25 protein-coding genes and 2 tRNA genes are annotated in these 24,459 nt (G+C 69.1%); 14 read left to right on the top strand and 13 right to left on the bottom strand.

Annotation, left to right across the window (positions count from 1 at the left end; all coding sequences use genetic code 11):
* From FHX42_RS23520 to FHX42_RS23490, 7 genes are all read left to right on the top strand, one after another.
* Positions 1-357: a DUF742 domain-containing protein gene (locus FHX42_RS23520; protein ID WP_182546643.1), complete on the top strand. Its 357-nt coding sequence runs from the start codon at positions 1-3 to the stop codon at positions 355-357.
* Positions 338-952, top strand: a complete 615-nt coding sequence (locus tag FHX42_RS23515) for a GTP-binding protein (protein ID WP_182546642.1) — start codon at positions 338-340, stop codon at positions 950-952. The genes FHX42_RS23520 and FHX42_RS23515 overlap by 20 nt, the downstream gene beginning before the upstream one ends.
* A complete protein-coding gene (locus FHX42_RS23510) occupies positions 949-2,187 on the top strand; it encodes a cytochrome P450 (RefSeq protein WP_235987831.1) in 1,239 nt (412 codons plus the stop codon). Before FHX42_RS23515 ends, FHX42_RS23510 begins: the two co-directional genes overlap by 4 nt.
* Positions 2,188-2,232: 45 nt before the next feature.
* Complete coding sequence (locus tag FHX42_RS23505; protein WP_182546641.1) at positions 2,233-3,468, top strand: cytochrome P450 family protein; 1,236 nt, start codon at positions 2,233-2,235, stop codon at positions 3,466-3,468.
* 444 nt (positions 3,469-3,912) lie between these two features.
* Positions 3,913-4,764: a L,D-transpeptidase gene (locus tag FHX42_RS23500; protein WP_182546640.1), complete on the top strand. Its 852-nt coding sequence runs from the start codon at positions 3,913-3,915 to the stop codon at positions 4,762-4,764.
* Between the two features lie 63 nt (positions 4,765-4,827).
* On the top strand, positions 4,828-5,325 hold the full coding sequence (locus tag FHX42_RS27550) for a chaplin family protein (protein WP_182546639.1): 498 nt from the start codon (positions 4,828-4,830) through the stop codon (positions 5,323-5,325).
* Positions 5,326-5,355: 30 nt separating this feature from the next.
* Positions 5,356-6,090, top strand: a complete 735-nt coding sequence (locus tag FHX42_RS23490; RefSeq protein ID WP_182546638.1) for a methyl-accepting chemotaxis protein — start codon at positions 5,356-5,358, stop codon at positions 6,088-6,090.
* Here FHX42_RS23490 and FHX42_RS23485 read toward each other — a convergent pair.
* Together FHX42_RS23485 and hisC are read right to left on the bottom strand one after the other, a co-directional pair.
* The gene (locus FHX42_RS23485; RefSeq protein WP_328796716.1) at positions 6,085-6,330 is read right to left on the bottom strand and encodes a transcriptional regulator; all 246 of its coding nucleotides are present in this window, start codon (positions 6,328-6,330) and stop codon (positions 6,085-6,087) included. The genes FHX42_RS23490 and FHX42_RS23485 overlap by 6 nt on opposite strands.
* 160 nt (positions 6,331-6,490) lie before the next feature.
* Positions 6,491-7,543, bottom strand: a complete 1,053-nt coding sequence (gene hisC, locus FHX42_RS23480) for a histidinol-phosphate transaminase (protein WP_182546637.1) — start codon at positions 7,541-7,543, stop codon at positions 6,491-6,493.
* A gap of 197 nt (positions 7,544-7,740) precedes the next feature.
* Between hisC and FHX42_RS23475 the strand changes: the two genes are divergently transcribed.
* From FHX42_RS23475 to FHX42_RS23460, 4 genes are all read left to right on the top strand, one after another.
* Positions 7,741-9,012: a dicarboxylate/amino acid:cation symporter gene (locus tag FHX42_RS23475; RefSeq protein ID WP_182546636.1), complete on the top strand. Its 1,272-nt coding sequence runs from the start codon at positions 7,741-7,743 to the stop codon at positions 9,010-9,012.
* Positions 9,013-9,284: 272 nt separating this feature from the next.
* Positions 9,285-11,276 (top strand): acetoacetate--CoA ligase, encoded by a 1,992-nt coding sequence (locus tag FHX42_RS23470; RefSeq protein ID WP_182546635.1) that lies wholly within the window; start codon positions 9,285-9,287, stop codon positions 11,274-11,276.
* Between the two features lie 91 nt (positions 11,277-11,367).
* Positions 11,368-11,455 (top strand) — tRNA-Ser (locus tag FHX42_RS23465).
* 41 nt (positions 11,456-11,496) lie between these two features.
* A tRNA-Arg gene (locus FHX42_RS23460) sits at positions 11,497-11,569 on the top strand.
* A gap of 680 nt (positions 11,570-12,249) precedes the next feature.
* On the opposite strand, the gene FHX42_RS23455 is transcribed toward FHX42_RS23460, so the two are convergent.
* Both FHX42_RS23455 and FHX42_RS27545 read right to left on the bottom strand, forming a co-directional pair.
* Positions 12,250-12,498 carry a hypothetical protein gene (locus FHX42_RS23455; RefSeq protein WP_182546634.1) on the bottom strand — a complete coding sequence of 83 codons (249 nt, stop codon included), beginning with the start codon at positions 12,496-12,498 and terminating at the stop codon, positions 12,250-12,252.
* A 319-nt stretch (positions 12,499-12,817) separates the two neighbouring features.
* On the bottom strand, positions 12,818-13,030 hold the full coding sequence (locus FHX42_RS27545; protein WP_328796697.1) for an ANTAR domain-containing protein: 213 nt from the start codon (positions 13,028-13,030) through the stop codon (positions 12,818-12,820).
* A 203-nt stretch (positions 13,031-13,233) separates the two neighbouring features.
* Here FHX42_RS27545 and FHX42_RS23445 point away from each other — a divergent pair, with 203 nt between their 5' ends.
* Positions 13,234-13,545, top strand: coding sequence for a hypothetical protein (locus FHX42_RS23445; protein WP_182546815.1), 312 nt, complete (start codon positions 13,234-13,236; stop codon positions 13,543-13,545).
* Between the two features lie 421 nt (positions 13,546-13,966).
* Here the strand turns inward: FHX42_RS23445 and FHX42_RS23440 are convergent, their stop codons facing one another.
* From FHX42_RS23440 to FHX42_RS23425, 4 genes are read right to left on the bottom strand one after another with little or no spacing between them, the layout of a single operon-like run.
* On the bottom strand, positions 13,967-15,577 hold the full coding sequence (locus tag FHX42_RS23440; protein WP_182546633.1) for a serine/threonine-protein kinase: 1,611 nt from the start codon (positions 15,575-15,577) through the stop codon (positions 13,967-13,969).
* Complete coding sequence (locus FHX42_RS23435) at positions 15,574-15,846, bottom strand: hypothetical protein (RefSeq protein WP_182546632.1); 273 nt, start codon at positions 15,844-15,846, stop codon at positions 15,574-15,576. The genes FHX42_RS23440 and FHX42_RS23435 overlap by 4 nt, the downstream gene beginning before the upstream one ends.
* A complete protein-coding gene (locus tag FHX42_RS23430; RefSeq protein ID WP_182546631.1) occupies positions 15,836-16,189 on the bottom strand; it encodes a hypothetical protein in 354 nt (117 codons plus the stop codon). The genes FHX42_RS23435 and FHX42_RS23430 overlap by 11 nt, the downstream gene beginning before the upstream one ends.
* Before the next feature lie 19 nt (positions 16,190-16,208).
* A complete protein-coding gene (locus tag FHX42_RS23425) occupies positions 16,209-17,234 on the bottom strand; it encodes an LCP family protein (RefSeq protein WP_182546630.1) in 1,026 nt (341 codons plus the stop codon).
* 319 nt (positions 17,235-17,553) lie between these two features.
* Between FHX42_RS23425 and FHX42_RS26860 the strand changes: the two genes are divergently transcribed.
* Entirely contained in the window at positions 17,554-17,943 is a 390-nt protein-coding gene (locus FHX42_RS26860; protein ID WP_235987829.1) for a hypothetical protein, read from the top strand.
* Between the two features lie 268 nt (positions 17,944-18,211).
* Here the strand turns inward: FHX42_RS26860 and FHX42_RS23415 are convergent, their stop codons facing one another.
* On the bottom strand, positions 18,212-18,445 hold the full coding sequence (locus FHX42_RS23415) for a hypothetical protein (protein WP_182546629.1): 234 nt from the start codon (positions 18,443-18,445) through the stop codon (positions 18,212-18,214).
* A gap of 374 nt (positions 18,446-18,819) precedes the next feature.
* Between FHX42_RS23415 and FHX42_RS23410 the strand changes: the two genes are divergently transcribed.
* Positions 18,820-20,019, top strand: coding sequence for an MFS transporter (locus FHX42_RS23410; protein ID WP_182546628.1), 1,200 nt, complete (start codon positions 18,820-18,822; stop codon positions 20,017-20,019).
* A gap of 42 nt (positions 20,020-20,061) precedes the next feature.
* Here FHX42_RS23410 and FHX42_RS23405 read toward each other — a convergent pair whose 3' ends face one another.
* The 4 genes from FHX42_RS23405 to FHX42_RS23390 all read right to left on the bottom strand — a co-directional run bounded on the left by FHX42_RS23405 (position 20,062) and on the right by FHX42_RS23390 (position 24,346).
* Positions 20,062-21,249, bottom strand: coding sequence for a cytochrome P450 (locus FHX42_RS23405; protein WP_182546627.1), 1,188 nt, complete (start codon positions 21,247-21,249; stop codon positions 20,062-20,064).
* Between the two features lie 26 nt (positions 21,250-21,275).
* Positions 21,276-21,980: a TetR/AcrR family transcriptional regulator gene (locus tag FHX42_RS23400; RefSeq protein ID WP_182546626.1), complete on the bottom strand. Its 705-nt coding sequence runs from the start codon at positions 21,978-21,980 to the stop codon at positions 21,276-21,278.
* 111 nt (positions 21,981-22,091) lie between these two features.
* On the bottom strand, positions 22,092-23,291 hold the full coding sequence (locus FHX42_RS23395) for a thiolase family protein (RefSeq protein ID WP_182546625.1): 1,200 nt from the start codon (positions 23,289-23,291) through the stop codon (positions 22,092-22,094).
* Between the two features lie 71 nt (positions 23,292-23,362).
* Positions 23,363-24,346: a prephenate dehydrogenase gene (locus FHX42_RS23390; protein ID WP_182546624.1), complete on the bottom strand. Its 984-nt coding sequence runs from the start codon at positions 24,344-24,346 to the stop codon at positions 23,363-23,365.
* Positions 24,347-24,459: the final 113 nt, after the last annotated feature.

Genomic DNA, 24,459 nt, shown 5'->3' with positions numbered 1-24,459 from the left:
ATGGGTGGGCCCGAGGAGTACGCCGATCACCCGGTGCGGTCGTACGTCATGACAGACGGTCGCGCTCACCCGTCGCGCAACACCATCCGGCCGGAGACGTTGCTGGTCGCCGATCCCGACAAACCCGTTCCGCTCTCGGCCAGCCACCGGCAGCGTGCCCTGCTGGACGTGTGCGGCGGGGTGCTCTCGCTGGCCGAGGCCGCCGCATACCTGCGATTACCCGTGAGTCTGGTGGTCGTGCTCGCTTCGGACCTGGTCGACTCCGAGCACCTGTCTATACGTTGCGGCGCGCCGCGCCACGATCTCCCCGAACGCCACGTCATAGAGAAGGTGCTCAATGGTCTTCGCGAACTCTGATCGTTCGCGGTCGGGGCCACACGTCGTTCCGACCGTGCAGCACTCGGTCAAGATCCTGGTTGTGGGAGCTTTCGGGGTCGGCAAGACCACGCTGATCAACTCGGTCAGCGAGATCACGCCGCTGCGGACCGAGGAGACGATGACGACCGCCAGCATCGGCGTCGACTCCCTCGACGGTCGCGAGGAGAAGTCCACGACCACGGTGGCCATGGACTTCGGCCGTATCACCGTCAACCCGGAGGTGGCGCTGTACCTGTTCGGCACTCCGGGGCAGCGGCGGTTCTGGGATTTGTGGGAGGGCCTGGCCGAAGGGGCGCTCGGCGCCCTGGTCATGATCGACACTCGCCGCCTGGAGGACAGCTTCGAGGTGTTCGACCAGTTGGAACTGCGCACGTCGATGCCCTTCGTGGTGGCGGTCAACAATTTCGACGGCGCCCCGCGCTACGAGACCGAGCAGCTGCGCCAGGCGTTGGATCTGCTTCCGGAGGTCCCCATCGTGAATTTCGACGCGCGGGACAAGGACGACTCGGCGCAAGCACTGATCAGTCTCGTTGAACACGCCCTCCAATTCTCCTCCGATGAGGCACTCGCATGATGTCGGTTACTCGCCCTTACCAGTTGACGGACCTGTCCGACCTGATGGCGCTGTCCGCCACGACGAACTGCGCCGATCCCCGGGCCGCCTACGGGTGGCTGCAGGAGAGGTGGGGTCGGGTGGCGCCCGTCGAGCTCGAACCGGGCGTCCCGGCGTGGTTGGTCATGGGCCACCAGGAGATCTGCCGGATCGTGCGCAACGAGCAGTTGTTCTCCCGGAACCCGCACAACTGGCGGCTGTACAACGAGGGTGCCGTCTCCCCGGACTCCGGGCTGGGGCCCATGATGTTCCCCCGCGACAACGCCTACTTCGCGGACGGTGACAAGCACCGCCGGTTGCGGGCCCCGCTGGACGACGGGCTGGCCGGCCTGGACAAGCAGCGGATGAGCCGGTTGATCCGGACGACGTGCGCGGAACTGATCGACCGGTTCGCCGACCGGGGGCGGGCCGACCTGGTGAACGACTACGCGGCCATCATCCCGATGCTGGCCATCGCCGGTCTGTTCGGTCTCGGCCCCGAGAAGCGGCACGAGCTGCAACGCGGCCTGCTCGCCCTGTTCGGCTCCGGCTCGGACTCCCAGGCCGGCAACGAGACGGTCGAACGGATCCTGACCGAAGCGATCCGGGAACGCAGGGCCGAACCCCGTGACGATCTCACCACGGCGTTCATCTCCCATTCCAACCTGGCCAACGACTACGAGATCCAGCAGTCGATGGTGCTGATGATCTCGGCCGGGTACGAGACGACCAAGACCTGGATCGCGCAGACGCTGCGACTGATGCTGACCGACACCCGGTTCGCCGGTCGGGTGCGCGGAGGACGGATGGGCGTCGACGACGCGCTCGACGACGTGCTGTGGCGTGATCCGCCGATGGCCAACATGCCCGCGCGGTACGCCCTGGCCGACTGCGAGATCTCCGGCCAGCACATCCGTCGCGGGGACGCGCTGATCCTCGGGTTCGCCGCGGCCAACGCCGACTCCCGGGTACACACCGAGGACCCGTGGCTGGAGGTCGGCAACCGCGCGCATCTGGCCTGGAGCGCCGGGCCGCACTCCTGCCCGGCCCACCGGCCCGGCCGGTTGATCACCCGGATAGCGGTCGACACGGCACTGCACCGCCTCCACGATGTGATCTTGGAAATTCCCGCCGACCAGGTTCGGGTGGCGCCCTCCCCGTGGACCCGATGCCCCCACCGGCTGCCCGTGAGTTTCACGTCGGCGGGTGCGTCGTAGCAGGTCAGTCCGCAACTGATTCCCCCGCAGATCAGGAGAAACCCCATGACCGACTCGGTCGCCCAGGTTCCCCTCATTCACCTCGACCCCACGGCCGCCGACCACCACGGCGAAGCGGCCCGCATGCGCGAGCTGGGCCCGGTCGTGCGTGCCGTACTCCCCGGTGACGTGCGGGTGTGGGTGGTCACCGAGCACGAGCTGCTCTCCGAGCTCGTCACCGACTCGCGCGTCAGCAAGGACTGGCGCAACTGGGGCGCCATCCAGCGCGGTGAGATCCCGGACGACTGGCCCCTGATCGGCATGATCAAGGTCACCAACATGGTGACCAGCGACGGCAGCGATCACCACCGCCTTCGCCAGCCGGTCACTCGCACCTTCACCCGCAAGCGCGTCGAGCAGCTGCGCCCGCGCATCGACCGGATCGTGGCCGACCTCCTCGACGACTTACCCGCCCGAGCCGATCCGGACGGCTCCGTCGACCTCCGGCAGCATTACGCTTACCCCATCCCGATGCAGGTGATCTGCGAGCTCGTCGGCGTTCCCGAGCAGTGGCGTCCCCGGCTCCGCACCCTCGTCGACAGCATCTTCCGCACCGACACCGACCCCGAAGAGGTCGTCGCGACCCAGCGCGAACGCCACGAGCTGTTGAACGGTCTGGTCGAGCTCCGCCGCGAGGAACCGGGCGAGGACCTGACCAGCGCGCTGATCGCCGCCAACGAGCAGGACCCCGAGGCCCTCACCGACGAGGAGCTCGTCGACACGATCTGGCTGCTGCTCACCGCGGGGCACGAGACCACCCTCGGCCTGATCGCCAACGGTGTGCGGGCGCTGCTCACCCACCCCGAGCAGTTGGAGATCGCCCGCAACGGCGATGCCGACACCTGGGCGAACGTGGTGGAGGAGGTCCTGCGCTGGGACTCCCCGATCGGGAACTTCCCCGCCCGCTACCCCCTCGAGGACATCACGGTCGGCGGGGTCACGATCGCCCGTGGTGAGGCCATCCTCGCGCCCTACAGCGGTGTCGGCCGCGATTCCGCCCACCACGGCGACGACGCCGACCGCTTCGACGTCACGCGCTCGCAGGGCAGGCACCTCGCCTTCGGCGGTGGACCCCACTTCTGCCTCGGCGCCCACCTCGCACGCCTCGAAGCCGGGATCGCGCTGCCCGCCCTGTTCGCCCGCTACCCGGAGCTGGGCCTGGCCACCGACTCGGCCGGCCTGTCGCCCGTCCCCTCCCTGTTCTCCAACTCCACGCAGACGCTGCCCGTGCGGCTCGGCTGAGTGACCCCGTAGTCCCGTCCGGGTTTCCGGTCCCGGCTTTCGCTCCCGCGGCACTATCGGCGCGGGAGCGGAAGCCGGTTTTCGTACGTGGTGTCCCCATCGGCCGATGCCACGCCGCCGAGCGTCGCGAACGTGGCGCTCCGCGATCCATCCGAATTCGCGCGGATTGTGCGAGAGCGTGAAAGCGTCACTCTTTCGGGTATTAAATATGTGACTACGAGTGACGAAGCTTCTCGTCAGCGCTCGGATGTCCGTTCAACGTGAGTATTTTTCCTGCTCATTGCCGCTTTGTTCGGTTTCCGCTTCCGGTTCGACGGTGCCCGACCCGGCAGGGGAGAGGAGTGCGGTCGTGGGTAGCGTCCGCTCGAGTCCGATCACCGCGATCGTTCGCCACACCCGCGATTCGTCCCCGTGTCGTTCCACTTTCCAGGCGAGGGAATCCCCATGGAAGTACCGAGAATTCATCTCCTGCCCGCCGGCAGGAGACGGGCGGTCGCCGTCGTCGGCGTCCTGCTTCTCGGTCTGGCCTCCGGTTGTTCCAGTGCCGTCTCGGTCTCACCGCAGGAGACCACACCCCCGAAGCCGGTGTCCTCGAAGCCGGCGCCCCCGAAACCGGAACCCCGCCGGGTGGACCCGGCGACGCTGCCGGCGGCCACCACGTTCGGCACCACCGCGGACGCGGTTCCCGACCCGGATCCCCGAGCGGGCACGAACGGCATCGTCCTGCGCGTCAAGCAGGAGGTGACCGTTCACGACGCCCCGCGCGGAACCCCCGTCGCCCGGCTGCCCGCCACCCAGTTCGAGTCCCCGACCTGGGTGCCGATCGTCGAGGAACGCGGGGACTGGGCGCGGGTGCTGCTGCCCTCCCGACCGAACGGTTCCACCGGATGGGTTCGCATCGGCGTCTCGGCCCCGGTGTCCAAGGCGCGGACCCCCTACGTCGTGGAGGTCGACATCGACGCCCGGCGGTTGGTGGTGCGCAAGAGCGGTCGCGAGATCGGGACGTGGACGGTCGGAGTGGGGGCGCCCGGTACGAGGACCCCGCGCGGCCGGACGTTCATCCTGGCCAACATCCGGGAGACGGTCACCGACTTCAGCCCGATCGTGCTTCCGCTCGGTACCCACTCCGCGACGCTGACCACCTACGGCGGCGGTCCGGGCACCGTGGCGCTGCACGGTTGGCCGGATCCGAGCGTGTTCGGCACCGCCAGCAGTGACGGATGCGTCCGGGTGCCGAAGGACGCGCTGCGACTGCTGAGATCACTTCCCCTGGGCACGCTCGTGCTGTTGCGGTGAGCGAAGGCCCAGGAGAAAGGCCCGGGCGAGAACCGGGGTATCAACAACGAAGGAAGGTCCAGAGTGCGTAAGAAGACCTACTTGGCGGGTACTGTCGCCGCGACGGCCGGATTGCTCGCGACGGCTACCCCCGCTTTCGCCGACAGCGCCGACAACGAGGGTGTCAACGTCCTCAGCGGCAACGACATCAGCCTCGCGCCGGTGCAGTTGTGCGGGAACAACGTCGCCGTCATCGGTGCCGTCGTATCGCTGGCCTCGCCGCAGGCCAACGACTGCACCAACGCTCCCATCGTCGATCACCCCGAGCACGACGGCGGCGGGAAGACGCCGGAGGATCCGCGGAGCCCGGGGGACGACTCGGAGGATCCCGGTGACGACGGTTCCGAGGACCCGAAGGACCCGGGCGGTGGCTCCGAGGACCCGGGTGACCCGAAGGACCCGGGCGAGACCGACGGCAAGGCGGGTTCGGGGGACTGGCCGAGCCGGTCCGGTCAGCTCGAACAGGTGCCCACCGCTCCGGCTCCCACGACGGTCACCGGCCACGCTGCGGTGACCGGCTGACGTACCGCGCCGCTCGGGCACAGTGGGGGTATGAAGATCGGTATCCCCAAGCCCGGTGACGTGGTCGCGACGGCGAGGTCCACCTTCGAGTGGGCCACCGACTCGGCGGCGACCGTCGCCGCCGTTCCCGGACGTGTGATCGGCCTGGTCGACGGCGCCGAGGACCTGCTAGGCCGGGTCCGGGAGGTCGTCGACCGCGCCGACGAGCTCGTCGAGCGCACGTCACGAACGGTGGACGAGGCCGAGGGCCTGCTGCGGACCTCCCGGACCGTGGCGGCCTCCGCCGAGGAGGCGGTGACGGCGGCGGGCCGCATCTCCGGCTCCGCCGAGACCGTGGTCGCCAGGGCCGGTGACATCTCCGAGCGCGCCTCGTCCACCGTGGACACGGCCGAGCGCATCTCCGGCACCGCCGACAGCCTGCTCGCGGCGTACGAGCCCGCGGCGCGGCGGGCCGCCCCGATGCTCGAGCACTTCGTCGGCGAGCTGTCCCAGCAGGAGGTCGACGCCGCGATCCGGCTGGTCGACGAGCTGCCGGTGCTGACCGAGCACGTCTTGACCGACATCCTGCCGATCCTGCGCACGTTGGACCGCGTCGGTCCGGAGATCCACGAGCTGCTGGAGGTCACCCACGACGTGCGCAGGGCCATCGTGGGGCTCCCCGGTTTTCGCTTCTTCCGCAGGCGAGGCGAGGACCGGGTCAGCGAGGAGGAGACCGAGGACCCGGAGACCGGGCACTACGACCCGCCACCCGGCGACCGGTCATAGCGACCGGTCACCGACGATCTCGCGGAGCGCGGCGAGGTGTCGCGCGTGGGCGGTGCGGCCGAGCTTGCTGAGCCGGAGCCAGACCCGTCGGCGGGTGTCCCGGGTGGCGCGTCGCTGCTCGGGGTGCCCGGCTGCGACGAGCGTGCCGACCTGCTTGCTCAGCACCGGGTCGCTGACCTCCAGCGTGTCCCGGACGACGGAGAACTCCGCCCACTCCACCGCATCCAGCGCGGCGCAGATGCGGAGGCGGTCCGGTGCGTGGATGGTCCGGTCGAACTCGGAGAGTGCGGCGGCGGATTCATCCGACGTGGGTCTTCCCCCGGGTTGTGTTGCCGTACCGGAAAGTCAAGCATTCGACTTTCCGGTACGGCAAGTACCGGGTTTCCGCACCGGCAAGTGATCAGACGGGAAAGGCCTTGGTGGCGGCGAGGAAGGCGTCGTTCTCCTCCGGCGACCCGATGGTGACCCGGGCGCCGTCGCCGGGGAAGGCCCGCACGATCACGCGGTGCTCCGTGCAGTGCTCGTTGAACTCCTGCGTCCGCTCGCCGAGCGGCAGCCACACGAAGTTCGCCTGCGTATCCGGCACGTCGTGGCCCTGGGTCAGCAGCTCGTCGCGCACCCGGGTGCGCTCGGCGATCACGTTCGCGCAGCGCTCCTCGAGCTCGGTACGGGCCTCCAGCGCCGCCACCGCGGCCTCCTGCGCCAGGGCGTTGACGCTGAAGGGGATGCAGACCTTGCGCAACGCCTCGGCCACCTTCGGCGAGGCCACGGCGTAACCGGCGCGCAGTCCGGCCAGGCCGTACGCCTTCGAGAACGTGCGCAGCGAGACGACGTTGTCGCGTTCGAGGGCGATGCCGACGCCGTCGGGCGCCTGCGGGTCGTTGACGAACTCCCGGTACGCCTCGTCCAGCACCACGAGCACGTCGGAGGGCACTGAGTCGAGGAAGCGCTCCAGCTCGGCGCGGTGCAGCGTGGTCCCCGTCGGGTTGTTCGGCGTGCACACGAACACCAGGCGCGTGGCGGGAGTGATGGCGGCGGCCATGGCGTCCAGGTCGAGCGCGTGCCCCTCGCTCAGCGGCACCCGGACCTGTCCGGCGCCGGCGACCTGGGTGATGATCGGGTACGCCTCGAAGGAGCGCCAGGGGAACACGACCTCGTCGCTCTCCCCGCAGGTCGCCTGCACGAGCTGCTCGCACAGCGCCACCGAGCCGCAGCCGACCGCGATCCGCTCCGAATCCACCTCCAGCTGCTTCGACAGCGCGTCGACCAGCTTCGTCGCGCCCATGTCGGGGTAGCGGTGCACGTCGGTCGCCGCGCGGGTGATGGTGTCGACGACGCTGGGCAGTGGTCCTGCCGAGACCTCGTTGCTGGCCAGCTTGATCGAACCGGGCACGGTGCGTCCGGCGACGTAGGGGGGCAGCTGGTCGAGATCGGGGCGGGTACGCGCGCTCATGGGCCACTCCTTGGTCAGACGGCTCGTTTTCACCGCACGAGGACCGTAACGCTTCCCGGGCATGGCGGATAACTCTCGTGGAGCTGGTGCGCCTGCAGGGGGACTGTCCACATGTCAAGACACCCGTTCGGGTGAAAGTGACTTCGGTGCTCTACCGTCCCCCCAAAGTTTCGATCTCGAAATGCGGGAGGACGGCGATGGCGGCTGCGGGACGGCGCACGTGGTGGCGCCGCTACCTCGACATACCCCTGATCTACAAGCTCGGCGTGGCCCTGGTGCTCGGCGCCGTGGTGGGGCTGCTCGTCGGTGAACCCGCGAGCGCGCTGCAACCGTTCGGTGACCTGTTCCTGCGGCTGCTGAAGATGCTCGTGGTGCCGCTGGTCGTGGTCACCCTCATCGCCGGGGTCTCGTCGGTGGCTCCGTCGCAGCTCGGGCGCATCGGGGGGAAGGTCTTCGGCTACTACCTGCTCACCTCCCTGGTGGCCATCGCTCTCGGTCTCGGACTCGCCTGGTTGGTGCATCCCGGCGCGGGACTGACGATGCCGGGTGGGTCGACGCAGCAGCCGGAGAAGGCTCCGCCGATGGCCGAGACGCTGCTGGGCATCGTTCCGGAGAACCCGCTGGCCGCCATGGTCGAGGGCAACGTGCTGGCGGTCATCTTCTTCGCGGTGATCGTCGGGATCGCCATCAGCGTGCTGTGCGGCAGGGACGACGAACGGCTCAGCGGACTGGGCAACCTGCTGCGGCGAGCCAACGAGGCGCTCGTCGAGGTGGTGTTCCTGCTGGTCAGGGGAGTGCTGGAGTACGCGCCGGTCGGTGTGTTCGCGCTGATCGCCGCGGTGCTGGCCGAGACCGGCATGGAAGCGCTGGCGCCGCTGGCGAAGCTGACCGGTGTGGTCTACGGCGGCGTCGCGCTGATGATCGTGTTCTACGCGGGGTTGCTGGCGGTGGCGCGCGTGGGCGTGCGGAAGTTCTTCGGCGCGGCCAAGGACCCGATGCTGACGGCGTTCGTCACCCGGTCGAGCAGCGGAACCCTGCCGGTGAGCTCGCGCGCGGCCGAGCGGATGGGCGTGCGCGACAGCGTCTACAGCTTCACGCTGCCGCTGGGAGCGACGGTGAACATGGACGGTACGGCGATCTACGTCGGTGCCGCGACCGTGTTCGTCGCCGACATCGCGGGCGTGCAGTTGTCGCCGGGACAGCTGCTGGGCATCGTCGCCGTGGGGGTGCTGGCCTCTATCGGGACCGCCGGGGTGCCGGGAGCGGGGCTGATCATGCTGTCGATGACGATCAGCCAGGCCGGGCTGCCCTTCGCCCCCGTGGCCCTGGTCGCCGGGATCGACTCGCTGCTGGACATGGTGCGCACGATGTGCAACGTGACCGGCGACCTGACCGGTACGCGGCTCGTGGCCAAGACCGAGCGCGACATGACTTCCGAGGAGGAACCGGAGCACGTCGCCGCGTCCTGACGTGTCCCGGCCCGTGGTGTTCACGATTTTCCCTAAAGTTGTGACACAACTTTAGGGAAAATCGCAAAAACCCCCGGTACGGATGGAACCGGAGCACGCTGCCCCGTCCTGAGACCGGCCCGGGTGGCAGTAGGGTCCGGCGGTTTCGCGCGAAACCGCACGAGCTTCACTCCCACGGGGGTCGCCGCAGCTGCGCCCCGTATCGTTTCCGCTGCCGAAGCGGTCCGGGGGTGCCCTGGCATGACGAGGGCCTCATGCGTTAGGAAAAACGCATGACATCGAACACCCCCGAACACACGCCCGAGCTGCTGTGGGAACCGTCGTCGGAGCGCGTCCGCGACAGCCGGATGGAGCGGTTCCGCGAGTGGCTGCGCTCCGAGCGTGATCTCGATCTGCCGGACTACCGGGCGCTGTGGCGGTGGTCGGTGACCGACCTGGAGGGTTTCTGGGGCGAGCTCGCGGACTTCTTCGACGTCGACTTCCACGACCCTCCCGAACGGGTGCTGACCGAGGAGGTCATGCCGGGCGCGGAGTGGTTCCCCGGGGCCACCCTGAACTACGCCGAGCACGCCCTGCGGGACGGTGCGGGCAGGGCCGACGAGGACCAGGCGGTGATCTTCGCCCGTGAGGACGGGCTCCGCGAGGAACTGACCTTCGGTCAGCTGCGCGCCAGGGTCGCGGCCACCAGGGCGGGGTTGGCCGAACTCGGCGTGCAGCGCGGTGATCGGGTCGTGGCCCTGGCGCCGAACAGCCCGGAAACCCTGATCGCGTTCCTGGCGACCGCGAGCCTGGGGGCGGTGTGGTCCTCCTGCTCGCCGGACTTCGGGCTGCGCGCCGTCGCCGAGCGGTTCGTCCAGATCGAGCCGAAGGTGCTCATCGCGGTCGGCGGCTACGTCTACGGAGGCCGCAGCTTCGACATTCGCTCCACCGTCGACGACCTGGCCGAGCAGTTGCCCGGCCTGTCGGCCACGGTGCTGATCGACTACCTCGACACCGGGGCGTCCCTGGACCGCGCCGTGGACTGGGGGACCCTGCTGGAGCGGCACCGCGACGCCGAGCTCGTCTTCGACGCCGTGCCGTTCGACCACCCGCTGTGGGTGCTGTACTCATCGGGCACCACGGGCCTGCCCAAGGGCATCGTGCACGGGCACGGCGGGATGACGCTGGAGCATCTCAAGGCGATCGGGCTGCACGCCGACCTCGGACCCGGCGACCGCTTCTTCTGGTTCACCACCACGGGCTGGATGATGTGGAACTTCCTGGTGGGTGGGCTGCTGGCCGGGGCCACGATCGTGCTGTTCGACGGCAGCCCCGCGTACCCGTCGTTGACGACGCTGTGGGAGCTGAACGAGCGCCACCGCGTGGACTACTTCGGCACCTCGGCGCCGTTCATCCAGAGCTGCCTCAAGAAGGAGTTGCGGCCCGGCTCCGACTACGACCTCTCCGCGCTGCGCACGATCGGGTCCACGGGTGCGCCGCTTTCCACCGACGGCTTCCGCTGGATCGCCGACGCGGTCGGCCCGGACGTGCAGATCGCCAGCGTCTCCGGAGGCACCGACCTGTGCACGGCGTTCGTGGGTGCCGCACCGGACGTGCCGGTGTGGCTGGGCGAGCTCTCGTGCCCGATGCTGGGCGCGTCCGTGGCCGCCTACGACGAGAACGGGAACGAGCTGCACGGCGAGGTCGGCGAGCTGGTCATCACCAAGCCGATGCCGACCATGCCGGTGTTCTTCTGGAACGACCCCGACGGCGCCCGCCTGCGCGACGCCTACTTCGACACGTTCCCCGGGGTGTGGCGCCACGGCGACTGGGTCAAGATCACCGAGCGGGGGACGCTGGTGATCTACGGTCGCAGCGACTCGACGCTGAACCGCGGCGGCATCCGGATGGGCACCGCCGAGTTCTACCGGGTCGTGGAGGGCTTCGAGAGCGTGGTCGACTCGCTGGTCGTGGACACCTCCGGCGCGGGGGAGTCCGAGGGCGAGCTGCTGTGCTTCCTCGTCCTGGCTGAGGGTGCCTCCCTCGACGAGCTCCAGCCGGAGTTGAAGGCGGCGCTGCGTGCCGAGCTCTCGCCCCGGCACGTGCCGAACCGGTTCATCCAGGTGAGTGAGGTGCCCCACACCCTCAACGGCAAGAAGCTGGAGGTGCCGGTGAAGAAGATCCTCGCCGGGGCCGCGCCGGATCAGGCCGTCAGCCGCGACGCGCTGAGCAACCCGGACGCGCTGACGCCGTTCGTGCAGCTCGGAGGGGGTTCGAAGGAGTGAGCACCGGGGGGTGGGGGCATGAACCCCACCCCCCTTTGCTTGGCCGATCAGGGAGTGTGTAGGCTTTCATTCGTGGCCGTGAGAACGACCCGGAGGCTTCGCCTAGTCTGGTCTATGGCGCCGCACTGCTAATGCGGTTGGGGCATTCCCCCTCCCGGGTTCAAATCCCGGAGCCTCCGCAGGGACGTTCGCCGTGAGGTGGAGGTCCACAACTGAACAAGCGCCCGTAGCTCAACGGATAGAGCATCTGACTACGGATCAGAAGGTTTGGGGTTCGAATCCCTACGGGCGCACGTCTGGTCGAGACAGCTCGAAGCCCCCTACTTAGTCGCAGGGGGCTTCTTGCTGTTCGGGGGCGTTCGCCAGCCGCGCGACGGCGGACTCCGATCGACACTGGCACGGGAGCCCGGCTTCGCCTCGCGGAACGTGTGGATGGTCACCCACCCGTAGCCCGCACGCTTCCGGAGCGGCACCCGATGGCGGTTCGTTCGGACGGGTCACCAGTCGGGTTCGACCAGGGCCCGCACGAGGGAGTGCTTCCACGTCGGTCGGTGCTTCGAGCGCTGGCGCGCACACGGTCACCGCTCCTCGGCCCATCCCGCAACGCTGTGCGTCCGCCGGGAACTGTTGCTCGCACTCGGCGGATGGATGGCACTACGGGCGTTCGAGGACAGGGAACTCCTGGTCGCGCTCAACGCCGTCAGCGATGGCTACTTCTCCGCCGAGCGCGGATTGCTCCACCGCAAGTGGGGCGGTCAGACCACCAAGCACGCCGCGCACTCCACCGGTCCCGAGCACGAAGCCCGGATGGGCATCATCGACGCCCGAGCCGAAGCACTTGGCGCCACGTGCCCGAGTCGCGCGCAGTGCGTGTGGTCGGAGTTTCTCTCCTTCATCAACGGGCGGCCTCACCGGGCTGAGCGGGAGGCGGGCGGCCGGAAGCCACGGAGGGGCCGCCGAAGCAGAAGATCCCTTACCCGGGCCCGGCCGTTTCGCCGAGCACCTGGAGACACGCCATGCACCGGCCGAACGACACTTGATCCCAGACCATCTCCGGGACGACCTCGACCCCCACGTCCGAATCGCACAGCGCCGCTCCGGTCTCGCTGTCCACCGCGTGAAACGGTGCCAGCGGTTTCCACTCGGCCGCGTCGGCCACCAGGTCCTCATGGTCTTCCCGGTGGTGGTGTGCCCATTCCTCGGTGCCTACAAGATGGCTCATCAGGTCACAATAGTCTCACCGACGACAACGCAGCCAAAAGCTGAACAGGCCTCACGTCGCGACGAGGTCCCGTCACAGCAAGTCACAACGTGAGCGAAGAGCGTCAAGGGACCCCCTCGGGGGTCGTCGAGAGATACGGAAGGCGTGTCAGCAGGAGGGACCGGTTTCACTCCTGACGCGCCCAACGGAGTACTCAATGCTCCTGGCTGCTCAAGCGCACTGCTGCTCTGGCCGAGCAGTTCCCTTGGCGAGACGTCAACTCGGCTATTCGGAGAGTAACCGATGTGGCACCGATCTAAACGAGGGGACCGGACGAGGCTCAGCGGTCCTCGGCTCCCGGGACCTCGCCGGTTTCGGCGACCTCCTGGGCGACCTCGCGGAGCTTGACGTTGCGATGCTGCGAGACCCGTTTCAGCACTTCGAAGGCCTGGCCCCCGGAGATCTTGTAGCGGTTCATGATGACGCCCATCGCTTCGCCGATGCCCTTGGCGAGTCGTGATGGTCCGGTGGAGTTGCGCGTCGTTGCGGGCACTGGCGAAGGCCACCGCAGCATGGGAGGCGAAAACCCATCCCACCTTCTCGGAGCGCTGCGTGAACGCCTCGGGCTTCGAAGAGGACAGGCTCAGCATGCCGAAGTTCTCCCGCGTGGTGAACAGCAGGGACCCCGTCATGCTGCCGATGCCGAGGGCACGCGCCTGCGGGACGTAGTGCGGCCACCGATTCTCGCTGGCTCCCATGTCAGCGATCCGCAAGATCTCCTGCTTCTGGTCGGCCACGTCGAACATCATCGCTACCCGTCCGATGCGGATCACCAGTGCGACCAGCGATAACACGAGTCCGACGAGCACGGGCACCTCGTTCGTGGCTGCGCCCGTCCTGACCTTGTGGAGAGCGGCGATCGAGAGCCCTGTTCCGGTGATCGGCACGGGCCGGGCGATCAGACCGATGACGGGGATGAACGAGAACACGCAGGCGCACGGGCCGACGACGAACGCGGCCGTGCCGAGCCCGTTTTCCGGCCCCGGTGGATACGGCGCGGGGTGGTGATAATGGTGCACGGCTGACGATGGAGGTCGGTGGGGTTCTGTGGCTGAGCATCATGCCTGGTGGTGATCTTTCACGTGGGAAGCGTGGCCGGTTCGACGCATCCCCGTTCGCGCGAGTGACGGATCGTTCCTGCTGAAGTGCCTACCGGCGGCCGTCCGCGCTGGTGCGTCGGAGCCGGTGCGGAACCAGCGGTACCCGCGACTGATCATGGGCCAGTAGGTGCGGGTGAGGATGTTCGGGGTGTCGATGCGGATACCGGCCCCGGTTGCTCGGGTCCGAAACGACTCTCGATCACGTGACGAGTCGTCATTCGTCGTGTGTGTCGTGTGTGGAGTGGCGAGGACGGCGAGTCCTGCGCTGCTTCGCCATCGACTCACCCGTGCGTCGAGCCGGTTACCGGGCAGCGCCGTCTTGCGCCCCGCTAGCCCTTCTCGCCCTTCTTGTCCTTCTTGTCCTTCTCGCCCTTGTTCCGTTCGTTTCCTCCCCTCCTGTCCTGCTTCTTCTCCCGCTTCTCCTTCTTGTGCTCCTCGCCCGGCTGCTCTTCCTCGCCCTCCTCGTGCCTCTCGTCGTGCTCGGTCGGGCTGGGCGGGGGCGGCGGCGCGATGCGCTCGCTGCGCAGGACGGTGTCCGTGTTGATCAGCGGATTTCCCGTGGTGGTGGTCATGCCGAGCCGGTGGAGTTTCCGCACCCTGGTCCCGTCGCGCAGGGTCAGTTCGACGCCGACGTGGACGGTCCTCTCCCCGGTGGCGCGGGGTGCGGAGAACACGGTGACTCCGGAGACGCTGGTCCAGAAGTCGGCGTACCGAGCGTGGCCCCGGGATCGCAGTCCCGGACCCAGACGTCTCCACGCGTTGTCGGGGTGCTCGGGCAGCAGGGCGTAGTAGTCCGAGGCGATCCGTTCGAGCTGGTGGGGTGCGAGGGTCCGACTGGCCGGGGACGCCTGCGGCGCGGGATCACCGCCCGGGCCGAGCTGGGCCGCCACGAGCACCCCGGTGAGGACCGCGACGGCGACAGCCGCCGCGGTGAGCAGGAGTCGGCGACGTTTCGCGCCGGGGTGTCCTCCACGGGGCCCTGGCCGTTGATCGAGGGGTCGTGCGTCCAGGCGGGTTCCGTTGCGCCCCTCGCCCGGCGGAGGAGCTGTGGCGGTGCGGTCGAGGGGCCGGGCGGGAACCTCGTGGGCGAGGTGGTCGACAGCGGTGGGCAACGACGTTCCCACCGCGACGGCGCGCATGGCCTCGCGGGCCTGGGCCAGCTCCGGTCGTTGGGCCGGGTCGGCTTTCAACATGTGCGTCAACACCGTTGCGAGCGGTCCCGCGCGTCGGGGCGGCAGGGCGTTGCCCGCGGCGACCACGTGCAGCAGGGCCAGCGAGTTGTCGCTGCCGTGGTCGAACGGGGTTCTCGCTTCGACCGCCTCGTACAGGGTGGCGGCGAGGGAGAAGACGTCGGAGCTGGGCGTGGGGGAGTGGCCCCGGGCGATCTCGGGGGCCAGGTAGGCGGGCGTGCCCGCGAGGATGCCGGTCCGAGTCACGACGACGTCGTCCGCGGCGTGGGAGATGCCGAAGTCGGTGATCTTGACCGTGCCGTCCGAACCGAGGAGCACGTTGCCCGGTTTGACGTCCCGGTGGACGATCCCCACCGCGTGTGCGGCCTCCAGCGCCGAAGCGGTCTGGGCACCGATACCGGCCACCGCCTCCGGCGTCATGGTGCCCTGCTCCGCGAGCACGTCCGCGAGGCTGCGGGAAGGCGCGTACTCCATCACCAGCACCGGAAGGCCCTCGTGCTCGGTGACGTCGTGCACGGCCACGGCGTTCGGGTGGTGCAGCCTCGCGGCGAGTCGCCCCTCACGCATCGCCCGTTGCCGCGCCTCCTCGACGCGCGCGGCGTCGAGGCCGGGTTGGGGGAGCAGCTGCTTGACCGCGACGGGTCGCTGCAAGAGCTCGTCGGTGGCCTGCCAGACGACCCCCATCGCTCCGCTGCCGAGCCGGCACCGCAAGCGGTACCGGTCAGCGAGCAGCTCCCCCTCGTCACTCACGGGCTCGTCCTTCCGCGCCTGTCCACGGGTTTCATGCGGTGCGTCCGCGCGAATGGACCGGGACTCCCGGAACCGGGGCGGTTCACCCGGGAGTCGAACACCGGGACCGCGATGGCCGGGAGCACGATAACGAGGACGACCACGATCATTCCGAGGACCGCCATCAGGATCGCCGTGAGCAGCATCGAGGCGACCAGGAACCAGCAGAGCGGATCGACGGCCCCGACCCTCGCGGCTACGGGATTGGTCTCGTCCGCATCAGGTGTCATCGATGTACCCCCGTTGGTCCACCGGCGGCAGCTTCAGGGCCAGTCCCGTGCCCCAGCACAGCGGACAGCGCTGTCGGCTGGTGACGAACTCGGGCGCGGTGCCGGCGCCGTACTGAGCGTGCACGGCGGCTACCTCGCGCTGGCCGCCGCAGTGTTCGCACTGTCTCCGGGGCCGGGAGGTGCTCGGCAGCGCGTCCACGAGCCGGAGCAGCTGCGTCCGCAACGCGTGTAGCTGACCCGTCTCGTCTTCCGGACTCGCGTGACGTCCGAGGAAGCCGACCTCGGCGAGTGCGTCCTCGTAGGCGCGCGCTGCCTGTTCCGCGTCGCCTCCGTGCTCGCTCATTTCCACTCCTTCGTCGTGATCAGTTGCCCATCGAGGCGGTGTTGGTGATGACCTCCTGCGGAACCGGGGTGTCGGTGGCCAGCGCGCGGAACAGCGTTTCGGCCTTGTCCTGATCCCACTCGACCACCGAGGCGCCGCCGTCGGTCTCGCCGAACTCGCCGAACGGCACGGTGGTGGTCACGCCCTGCCCGGAGGCGATGCCGTTCATCGCCCATGCCAGGCTCGCCAGGTGCCAGACGTGGTCGCCCTGGTCGACCCGGAACGCGCCGGCGGTGTTCGTGATCAGGGGGAACAGTCGGAACGGGTTGAGCAGGACTCCGGGGCTGGAGGCCTTCTCGGTCAGCGCGGCGAGGAACTCGCGTTGCCGCTGGACCCGGTCGAGGTCGCCGCGTGCGGTCGCGCGGGAGCGCACGTACCCCAGCGCCTGCGGACCGCCGAGGTTCTGGCAGCCCGGCTGCAGGTCGAGGTTCGCCTTGGGGTCGTGCATGGGCTCGTCGACGCACAGGTTCACGCCGCCGATCGCGTCGGTCATGCCCGCGAAGCCGCCCAGCCCGATCTCGGCGTAGTGGTCGATGCGCACTCCGGTGGCATCCTCGACCGTCCGCGTCAGCAGCTGCGACCCGCCGTAGGCGAACGCGGCGTTGAGCTTGTCCTCGCCGTGCCCGGGAACGGACACGTAGGAGTCACGCGGCAGGCTCACCATCGTCGGCTTGCCGCTGCCCTCCGGGACGTGGACCAGCATGACGGTGTCGGTGCGCCGACCGGCCGCCTCCCCGACGCCGAGTTCGGTTCGCCGTTGGGCACCGAGTCCCTGGCGACTGTCCGAGCCCACGAGCAGCCAGTTCGTGCCCGGGCCGTCGGACGGACGATCGTCGCCGGAGGGCAGGGCGTTCTCCCGCTTCAGCGACATGTCCACGTACACCACGAACCCGACCAGGACCAGCAGCAGCGCCACGAGGACGCCCAGGACCCTGCGTCCACGGCGCTTCCGACGAACCGGTGGCCGCGACTTTTCGTAATAGTGCTGTTGCTGCGAGTAATTCATGCTGTTATTTGAACCTCGTCTCGCGCGACATCGGACTCTTTTCTTCGTCCTCGACCGGTCAGCGCGGAAGCGTAACAGAGTCATGCGGCCTAAAATCGAAGTGAACCCATAGTGCGCAACGCGGCGCCAAAAATTGTGCCGTGCAACGAAAAAGGGTTGCACTGTTCGCTGGTTGTTGAAATCAACTTTACGAAATCCCTGGTCAGCTCTTTTGTTGAGTAGTTTTCATGTTTTTTGAGTGTTACGTGACAACTCTCTCAGGAAATTTCCTTCGTGCGGGGTTGTCGTTCCGGGGAGTCGATCAACACAATCGCCGCCCATGAATTCCCCCTCGAATCAGGGTCCCAATCCTCACCCGCCGCACAATCGGGGCCACCATCCGCAGCAGGGTGGGTACCCCCAGGAGCCCGCCCCCGGGCGTGGGTCCCGCGGCGACGGCGCCAACACCGTCGCCAACATCATTCGCTCCGCGGTCGGCGTGGTCGTCACCGTTTTCGCCCTGCACGTCCTTTTCGTCGTGTTCGACGCGAACCAGGGCAACGAGTTCGTCTCGGTCGTCTACGCGCTGGCCCAAACGCTGGTGCTGGGCCTGGGTGACGTCTTCACGCCCGAGGGCGCGGTGCTGGGCGTCGTGCTGAACTACGGGTTGGCCGCCCTGATCTACCTCGTCGTCGGGCAACTGATCATCAAGGCCCTCCGGAGTCGCTGACGAACATCGAGCGCATCAACCCCGAACCAGGGGGTGCTCGGTGGCCCCGTCCGCGTACCCGAGTCCCCGCTCCCCCGGGAGCGTTCGGCGATCAGCGGACGTGACGCCGCCGCGTGGACGAGTTCCGGAATGTCGCGAAACGTTTTCTCCTGCGGTGCTTTCCCGCTGTTTCGCTCGTCGTCGAGGAATCGTTGACAGCAACGAAAGCCGAACGGGGCCCGTGCTGCTATGGGTGGAGCCCCGTTCGGCTTCGATGCTACCGGTGTTCTCAGTCGATGATGCCGGCGTTGATGACCGTCTTGTCATTGTCGGAAACGTTGACCTGAGTCCACTTCCAGCCCCAGGACCACTTGGTGTGCTTCTCGTGCTTGGAGTGGTTGTCACTCTTGTGGTGGTGGTTTCCGTCCCCCTTGTCGGGGCAAGCGGCGGCGAGACCCGCGCCGGCGAAGGTCATGGGCAGGGCGAGAGCACCGGCGACAACCGCGCGAGAGAGCGAACGCATCGTGTGTCTTCCTTCCTCGTGACGTGTTCCCCTGTTCCGGCCCGGAAAGGCCGGTTTCTCATGGGGTGTGCTCTTTTTGTATACCCGATTTCCGTGGTGCCGCCAGCGCAAGCGGAGTAATTCACCTTATTGTGTGGTGGTCCATCCGCTCGGGCGTGTCGGATTGTGGTTCAACTGCCGAATTGTTTTCGGGTCGGTTCGGGGTGGTTCGAGGGCGTCGGCTCCAGCCCTCGAGCTCCCCGAATCGTGCACTACGTCACGGTGGGTAACACTGGCGGTTCGTTCATCGACATGCCGGGTGCCGTCCCGCCGGGGCGGCTTTCGAGTGCTCACTCACCACCACTCCCGTCTCCCGTGTCGGCGAAGGAACGCCCATGCCCGTACGACTGTTGGCGCTGGCCGTCGGTGCCTTCGTTATCAACACCGGTTCCTACTTGATCGCCGGTGTACTTCCCGCCGTCGCAGCGCATCTCGACGTCCCCGTGACCACGGCGGGGCAACTCGTCACCGTGCACGCATTCACCTACGCGATCAGTGCTCCGCTGCTGTCCGGTCTGGCAGGGCGCTGGGAGCGGCGGCAGCTGCTGTGGCTGTCACTGGGGCTGTTCGTCGTGGGCAGCCTCGGCACCGCCGTGGCACCGGACTTCGGTTCGATGACCGCGGCCCGGATCCTCGCCGCGCTCGGGGCGAGCCTGTTCACCCCCACGGCCGTGGTGATCGCCTCGGACCTCGTCCCGCTGGATCGCAGGGGGCGCGCGGTCTCGGTGGTCCTCAGTGGGCTGACGCTGGCCACCGTGATCGGTGTGCCGCTCGGGGTGCTGCTCGTGGGGCCGCTCGGCTACAAGGGACTGTTCGCGATGGTGGCGCTGCTGGGAGTGCTGGCCTCGGCGGTGCTGCTGGTGCTGCCCCGGGTTCCGGCGCCGGAACCCGCCGCGTCCGGTCAGCGGCTCGCACCACTGCGCAACAGGGCCGTGGTGTGGGTGCTGGTGGTCTCGCTGCTCGGCTCGCTGGCCGACTTCGCCGCTTACACCTACGCCTCTCCGATGCTCGGTGCCCTCACCGGGGCGGGAGCGACCACGGTGGGTCTGCTGCTGTTCGTCTACGGCGCAGCCGGCGCCGCTGGCAACGTCGTGGTCGGGCGGATCACCGACCGCTACGGCTCGACCGTCGGCATCGTCGGCTCGCTGCTGGTGCTCGCGATCGGGCTCGCTTTCCTGCCGTTGGCCGGTTTCTCCGTGGTGGCGATGGGGACGTTGCTGGTGCTGTGGGGATTCGGCGGCTGGGGCATCATGCCCGCCGTGCAGCACCGGCTGATCTCGCTGGCGCCGACCGCCACGGCGATGGTGATCGCGCTCAACTCCTCGGCGCTGTACTTCGGGATGGGACTCGGCGGGTTCACCGGCGGTGCCGTCGTGGCGGAGTGGGGCTGGGGTGCTCTCGGCCCGGCGGCGGCCGTCGTCTCGGTCCTCGCTCTCGTGCTCTTCCGCCGCATGCCCTCCGACGGCGCGGTCCGGCAGCACCGGGACGCCCCGGAGAACGACACGACCGCGGAGGAGCGGAAAGCCGAGGTGTGAGCCCGGTGATGCGGCTGTGACGGGCTCACACCCCGGTCGGTGTCAGCCCGTCACCAGCGGGAGCTTGTTCACGCCGGTCATGTAGGGGCTGGGCTGGAACTCCGGGGGCCGGTCGGGGTCGGTGCGCAGCTCCGGGAACCGGTCGAGCAGGATGTTCATCGCCACCCGCCCCTCCAGCCGCGCCAGCGGTGCGCCGATGCAGAAGTGGATGCCGCGCCCGAAGGCGATGTGCGGGTTCGGGTCCCTGGTGATGTCGAAGGTGTCCGGGGCGGTGAACTGCCGGGAGTCGCGGTTGGCCGCCGCGCTCCAGACCATGAGCAGCTGGTCGGCGGGCACGGTCCTGCCGCCGATCTCGGCCTCGTGATTGGTGACCCGGGCCACCACGGCGAACGGGCTGAGGAACCGCAGCGACTCCTCGATCGCGGCGGGCACCTTCGAGCGGTCCGCGCGCACGGACTCCTGCGCCTGCGGGTGCGCGTCCAGGCACAGCGTGGTGTTGCCGAGCAGCATCGTCGTGGTGATGTGACCGGCGACCAGCAGGACGTTGGCGAAGTTGACCACCTCCTCCCGGCTGAGCCGCTCCCCGTCGACCTCGGCCTCGACGAGCTTGGTCAGCAGGTCCTCGCGGGGCTGCTTGCGTCGCTCGGCGGCGTGCTCGCCGATGTAGTCGGACAGGTGCTGGAACTGCTCCGTGGCGTACTGCATGTCCGGGTTCTGCTGATCGGCGATCTCGTCGAGCGAGAACTCCTGGGACTGCTGCATCATCGCGTCCACCCACTGCTTGAACAGGTGGCGGTCGCTGCTGGGCACGCCGAGCAGCTCGGCGATGACGATCACCGGTAGCGGGTAGGCCAGATCCCGGACGAGCTCCATCCGGCCGGAGCCCGCGGCCGCGTCGAGCAGCTCGCGGGTCAGCTCGCTGATGCGGGGCTCCAGGTTCGCCACCACCTTCGGGGTGAAGGCGTGGCTGACGAGCTTGCGCAGCTTGTTGTGCGCCGGTGGGTCCATCTGGACCAGGTTGCCCTCGGCGAACTGGTCCTCCTGGGGCATCAGGCGCCCGGTGTAGGAGGAGAAGGTCTTCGGGGCGCTGAGCACGTCCAACGCCTCGGCGTAGCCGTAGACGTTCCACATCCCGGTCTTCGGGTCGAAGCCGACCGCTTCGGAGGGCTGGTGGCCGTGCAGCCAGAACTGGCGCTGGTCGAGGTTCCACGGGGCGGGGGCGGTGGTCATGGTGGTGCCCTTTCGGTCGGACCCGGTCAGTCGGATCGCGGTGCCGGGTCGTGGGAGTAGATCCACTGGCCGAGGTTGGAACTCATCTCCTCGAACACGGCGGTGACCTCGGCCGCCGCCGCGGCCAGTGCGTCGGGGTCCGGTTGGCCTTGCGGTTCGAAGGCGTACCGGACGGTGTGGGCGAGACCGTCGGCCCTGGCCTCCACGTCCGGGACGTCGGCGGCGGGCTGGAGGCCGTCGATCACGAAGAACCCGGTCAGCGCCGCGTTCATGGTGTAGTCGAGGTGCGCGACGTCGGTGCGCAGCAGGCCGTGCCGGGTCATGCTGGCGAAGTACTCGGCGTTGGAGACGGCGTCCTGCCTGCCCAGCTGACTGTCGGCGAGACTGCCGAGCATCTCCATGTCCCCGGTCAGCAGCGCCTTGACCAGCGGTCGCCGCTCGGTGGCCAGGAACATCGTGCGCATGAGGCGGTGCGGTCGGACTTCCGAGGGGTCGCGGCGCAGCTCGGCCAGGGCTTCATCGAGCAGTTCCACGGACTCGCGCGCCAGCAGCGCCTGGAACAGCAGGTCCTTGGTGCGCCAGTGCAGGTAGACCGTTCCCTTGCCGATGCGGGCCTGCTTGGCGACGTCGGCGATGGTGACCTTGCGGTGCCCGAGGCGCAGTAACAGCTCGCCGGCGGCATCGAGGATGCGGTCGGCACGGCTGTCGGGGAGCTGCTTCCGGTCGGGCACGTCGCTCCTTCGTCGGTACTGGCTCGTCGGTACTGCGTGACCAACTTTGAAATCTGGTCACCGAGTCACGTACGAAGGTAGCGCGGCACCGAACGGCGCACAAGAGCGTTCTCAGACTCGTACGGCGATGGCCACGCCCTGCCCGACGCCGACACCGGCGGCGGCGATGCCGAGACCACCGCCGCGGTGGTGCAGGTGGCGGCACAGATCCACCACGGTCCGCGGCATCGAGGCGCCGAGCGGGTGTCCGTAGGCGAGCGCGCCGCCGTGGACGTTCACGCTGTCGCGCTCCACCTCCGGCAGGTGGTGCAGCACCGACAGCACCAGTGCGGCGAAGGCTTCGTTGATCTCCCACAGGTCCACGTCGGTGGCTCGGGCACCGAGCCGGACCAGCAGCCGTCGGATCGCGTTCACCGGGGCGAGGGGGAACCGGTGCGGCTCCACGGCCACCGTCGCGCTGCCGAGGAACTCGCCGAGCACGGCGCTGCCCAGCCGCTCGGCACGGTCCTGCGAGCCGACCAGCGCGGCGAGCGCACCGTCGTTGAGCGGTGCCGAGTTGCCCGCGGTCACCGGTCCGTCCGGGGAGAAAGCGGAAGCGAGTCTGGCGAGCCTGGCCTCGTCGGTCTCGATGCGCACCGACTCGTCGCGCCGCACCGTGACGCCCTCGGGCGTGGTCACGGGGAACACGAAGCCCTCGTGGACCCCCGCGTCCCAGGCGGAGGCCGCGCGGCGGTGCGAGCGCAGGGCGTAAGCGTCCATCTCGGTGCGCGTGATGCCCAGTTCCACCGCGATCCGTTCGGCCGCCCTGCCCAACGGCACCGTCCACACGGGGTCCATCCGGGGGTTCACCAACCGCCAGCCGAGGGCGGTGGAGACGAGCTCCTGCTTGTCGGGCAGGGCCCGCTCGGCGCGGGGCATCACGAACGGCGCTCGGCTCATGCCCTCGACTCCGCCCGCGATCAGCAGCTCCGCGTCCCCGGCCCGGACCGTCCGCGCGGCCTGGACCAGCGACTCCCCGCCGGAGGCGCAGAGCCGGTTGACCGTGACCCCGGGGACGCTCTCCGGGAGACCGGCCAGCAGGGCCACCATCCTGGCGACGTCGCGGTTCTCCTCGCCCGCGCCGTTGGTGTTGCCGTAGACGACGTCCTCGACGTGCTCCGGATCGAGCCGGCCGCTGCCGCCGGTGCCGTGGCGGCGCAGCAGTTCGGTCACGGGCAGGGCGGCGAGGTCGTCCACGCGTACGCCGGACAGGCCGCCACGGTAGCGACCGAACGGGGTCCTGGCGGCGTCTATGAGGAAGGCGCGGGCCATACCGTCATCGTGGCCGATGCGCGCTCCGGCGTATAGGTCCTCGCTTCCGGATGCTCCGGAAGCGAGGAGAACTACCCGGCCTCGGAAGCGGGTACTTCGGCGACGGCGGAATCGGCGGTCAGCTCGACGACCCGGCCGCCCCGGTCACCGAGCTCGCGCAGCCGGCGCAGGGTGTGCCGGGAGTCCAGCGGGACGGTGGTGCGTTCCCGGCTCGCGCCGCGCAGCTCCTCCAGCATCCCGCGCGCAGCGTGCCCGGCATCCACGGTGGACTTCAGCGAGCCGGTCGAGGCCAGGGAGCCCCGCGCGGCGCCCAAGCGCCCGAGAGCGTCGTCCGCGGCGTCCAGCAGCGCTTCCCGGTTGCCCTCGGTCATCGCCCGCACCAGCTCCGGATCGCTGCCCATCACCCGCGTGGCGTCCCGGAACGACCCCGCCGCCAGCGACATGGCCAGCGGTCCGCCGTCGGCGCCGACGGCGGCCAGCACGGCGGCCAGCACGTGGGGCAGGTGCGAGATCCGCGCGGTGGCGGCATCGTGCTCGGCGGCCGAGGTGGGCACCACCCGCGCGCCGCAGTCGAGGGCGAGGGCGGCGGCTTCCCGCCATGCCTCGGAGCGGGTGTCCTCCTCGAGGGTGACCGCCCAGGAGGCACCGGAGAACATCTCGGCCGTGCTCGCCGTCCACCCCGACGACGCCACTCCCGCCATCGGGTGCCCTCCGGCGTAGCGCGCCTCGGGCAGCAGCCGCCGGACCTCGTCGTGCACCGGATCCTTCACGCTGACCACGTCGGTCAGCCACGCCGCCGGGGAGTGCCAGGCGACCTGCCGCAGCACCTCCCGGACGGCGGTCAGGGGAGTGGCGACCACGACCAGCGCGTCCTCGGACTCGGCGCGACGCAGTGCCGCGGGTACCGAGTCCTCGACCGCGTGGCCCTCGGCGCGGGCCGCCGTCGCGTCCTGTTCCGAGGCGGTGGCGGCCCAGCCGGGGCGGCCCGCCGCCGTGGCGGCACGCAGCACCGATCCGCCGATCAGGCCCAGTCCGATTACGCATACGGCACGCACGAGAACATCGTGCCGCACGTTCTCCCGGGTGGGCACAGTGGCCCGTGCCTCGTCCCACCGGATCTTAACCGTATGCAACAGGGTTGGTGGTTACCCGGTTTCGCGCGAAACCG

It is taken from the genome of Halosaccharopolyspora lacisalsi, from assembly GCF_014137975.1.
GTDB classification, from domain to species: domain Bacteria; phylum Actinomycetota; class Actinomycetes; order Mycobacteriales; family Pseudonocardiaceae; genus Halosaccharopolyspora; species Halosaccharopolyspora lacisalsi.
Note: the sequence above shows the minus strand (reverse complement) of the source record. Positions and strands in the feature narration are given on the sequence as shown.

What these genes read in the sequence shown, in the direction of transcription:
- FHX42_RS23410 (WP_182546628.1), top strand. Translation starts at nt 18,820, where the DNA reads ATGCCCGTACGACTGTTGGCGCTGGCCGTCGGTGCCTTCGTTATCAAC.
- FHX42_RS23510 (WP_235987831.1), top strand. Translation starts at nt 949, where the DNA reads ATGATGTCGGTTACTCGCCCTTACCAGTTGACGGACCTGTCCGACCTG.
- FHX42_RS23445 (WP_182546815.1), top strand. Translation starts at nt 13,234, where the DNA reads ATGTCAGCGATCCGCAAGATCTCCTGCTTCTGGTCGGCCACGTCGAAC.
- FHX42_RS23505 (WP_182546641.1), top strand. Translation starts at nt 2,233, where the DNA reads ATGACCGACTCGGTCGCCCAGGTTCCCCTCATTCACCTCGACCCCACG.
- FHX42_RS23490 (WP_182546638.1), top strand. Translation starts at nt 5,356, where the DNA reads ATGAAGATCGGTATCCCCAAGCCCGGTGACGTGGTCGCGACGGCGAGG.
- FHX42_RS23520 (WP_182546643.1), top strand. Translation starts at nt 1, where the DNA reads ATGGGTGGGCCCGAGGAGTACGCCGATCACCCGGTGCGGTCGTACGTC.
- FHX42_RS23430 (WP_182546631.1), bottom strand. Translation starts at nt 16,189, where the DNA reads ATGAGCGAGCACGGAGGCGACGCGGAACAGGCAGCGCGCGCCTACGAG.
- FHX42_RS23415 (WP_182546629.1), bottom strand. Translation starts at nt 18,445, where the DNA reads ATGCGTTCGCTCTCTCGCGCGGTTGTCGCCGGTGCTCTCGCCCTGCCC.
- FHX42_RS23425 (WP_182546630.1), bottom strand. Translation starts at nt 17,234, where the DNA reads ATGAATTACTCGCAGCAACAGCACTATTACGAAAAGTCGCGGCCACCG.
- FHX42_RS23395 (WP_182546625.1), bottom strand. Translation starts at nt 23,291, where the DNA reads ATGGCCCGCGCCTTCCTCATAGACGCCGCCAGGACCCCGTTCGGTCGC.
- FHX42_RS26860 (WP_235987829.1), top strand. Translation starts at nt 17,554, where the DNA reads ATGAATTCCCCCTCGAATCAGGGTCCCAATCCTCACCCGCCGCACAAT.
- FHX42_RS23500 (WP_182546640.1), top strand. Translation starts at nt 3,913, where the DNA reads ATGGAAGTACCGAGAATTCATCTCCTGCCCGCCGGCAGGAGACGGGCG.
- FHX42_RS23435 (WP_182546632.1), bottom strand. Translation starts at nt 15,846, where the DNA reads ATGACACCTGATGCGGACGAGACCAATCCCGTAGCCGCGAGGGTCGGG.
- hisC (WP_182546637.1), bottom strand. Translation starts at nt 7,543, where the DNA reads ATGAGCGCGCGTACCCGCCCCGATCTCGACCAGCTGCCCCCCTACGTC.
- FHX42_RS23475 (WP_182546636.1), top strand. Translation starts at nt 7,741, where the DNA reads ATGGCGGCTGCGGGACGGCGCACGTGGTGGCGCCGCTACCTCGACATA.
- FHX42_RS23515 (WP_182546642.1), top strand. Translation starts at nt 338, where the DNA reads ATGGTCTTCGCGAACTCTGATCGTTCGCGGTCGGGGCCACACGTCGTT.
- FHX42_RS23405 (WP_182546627.1), bottom strand. Translation starts at nt 21,249, where the DNA reads ATGACCACCGCCCCCGCCCCGTGGAACCTCGACCAGCGCCAGTTCTGG.
- FHX42_RS23455 (WP_182546634.1), bottom strand. Translation starts at nt 12,498, where the DNA reads ATGAGCCATCTTGTAGGCACCGAGGAATGGGCACACCACCACCGGGAA.
- FHX42_RS23470 (WP_182546635.1), top strand. Translation starts at nt 9,285, where the DNA reads ATGACATCGAACACCCCCGAACACACGCCCGAGCTGCTGTGGGAACCG.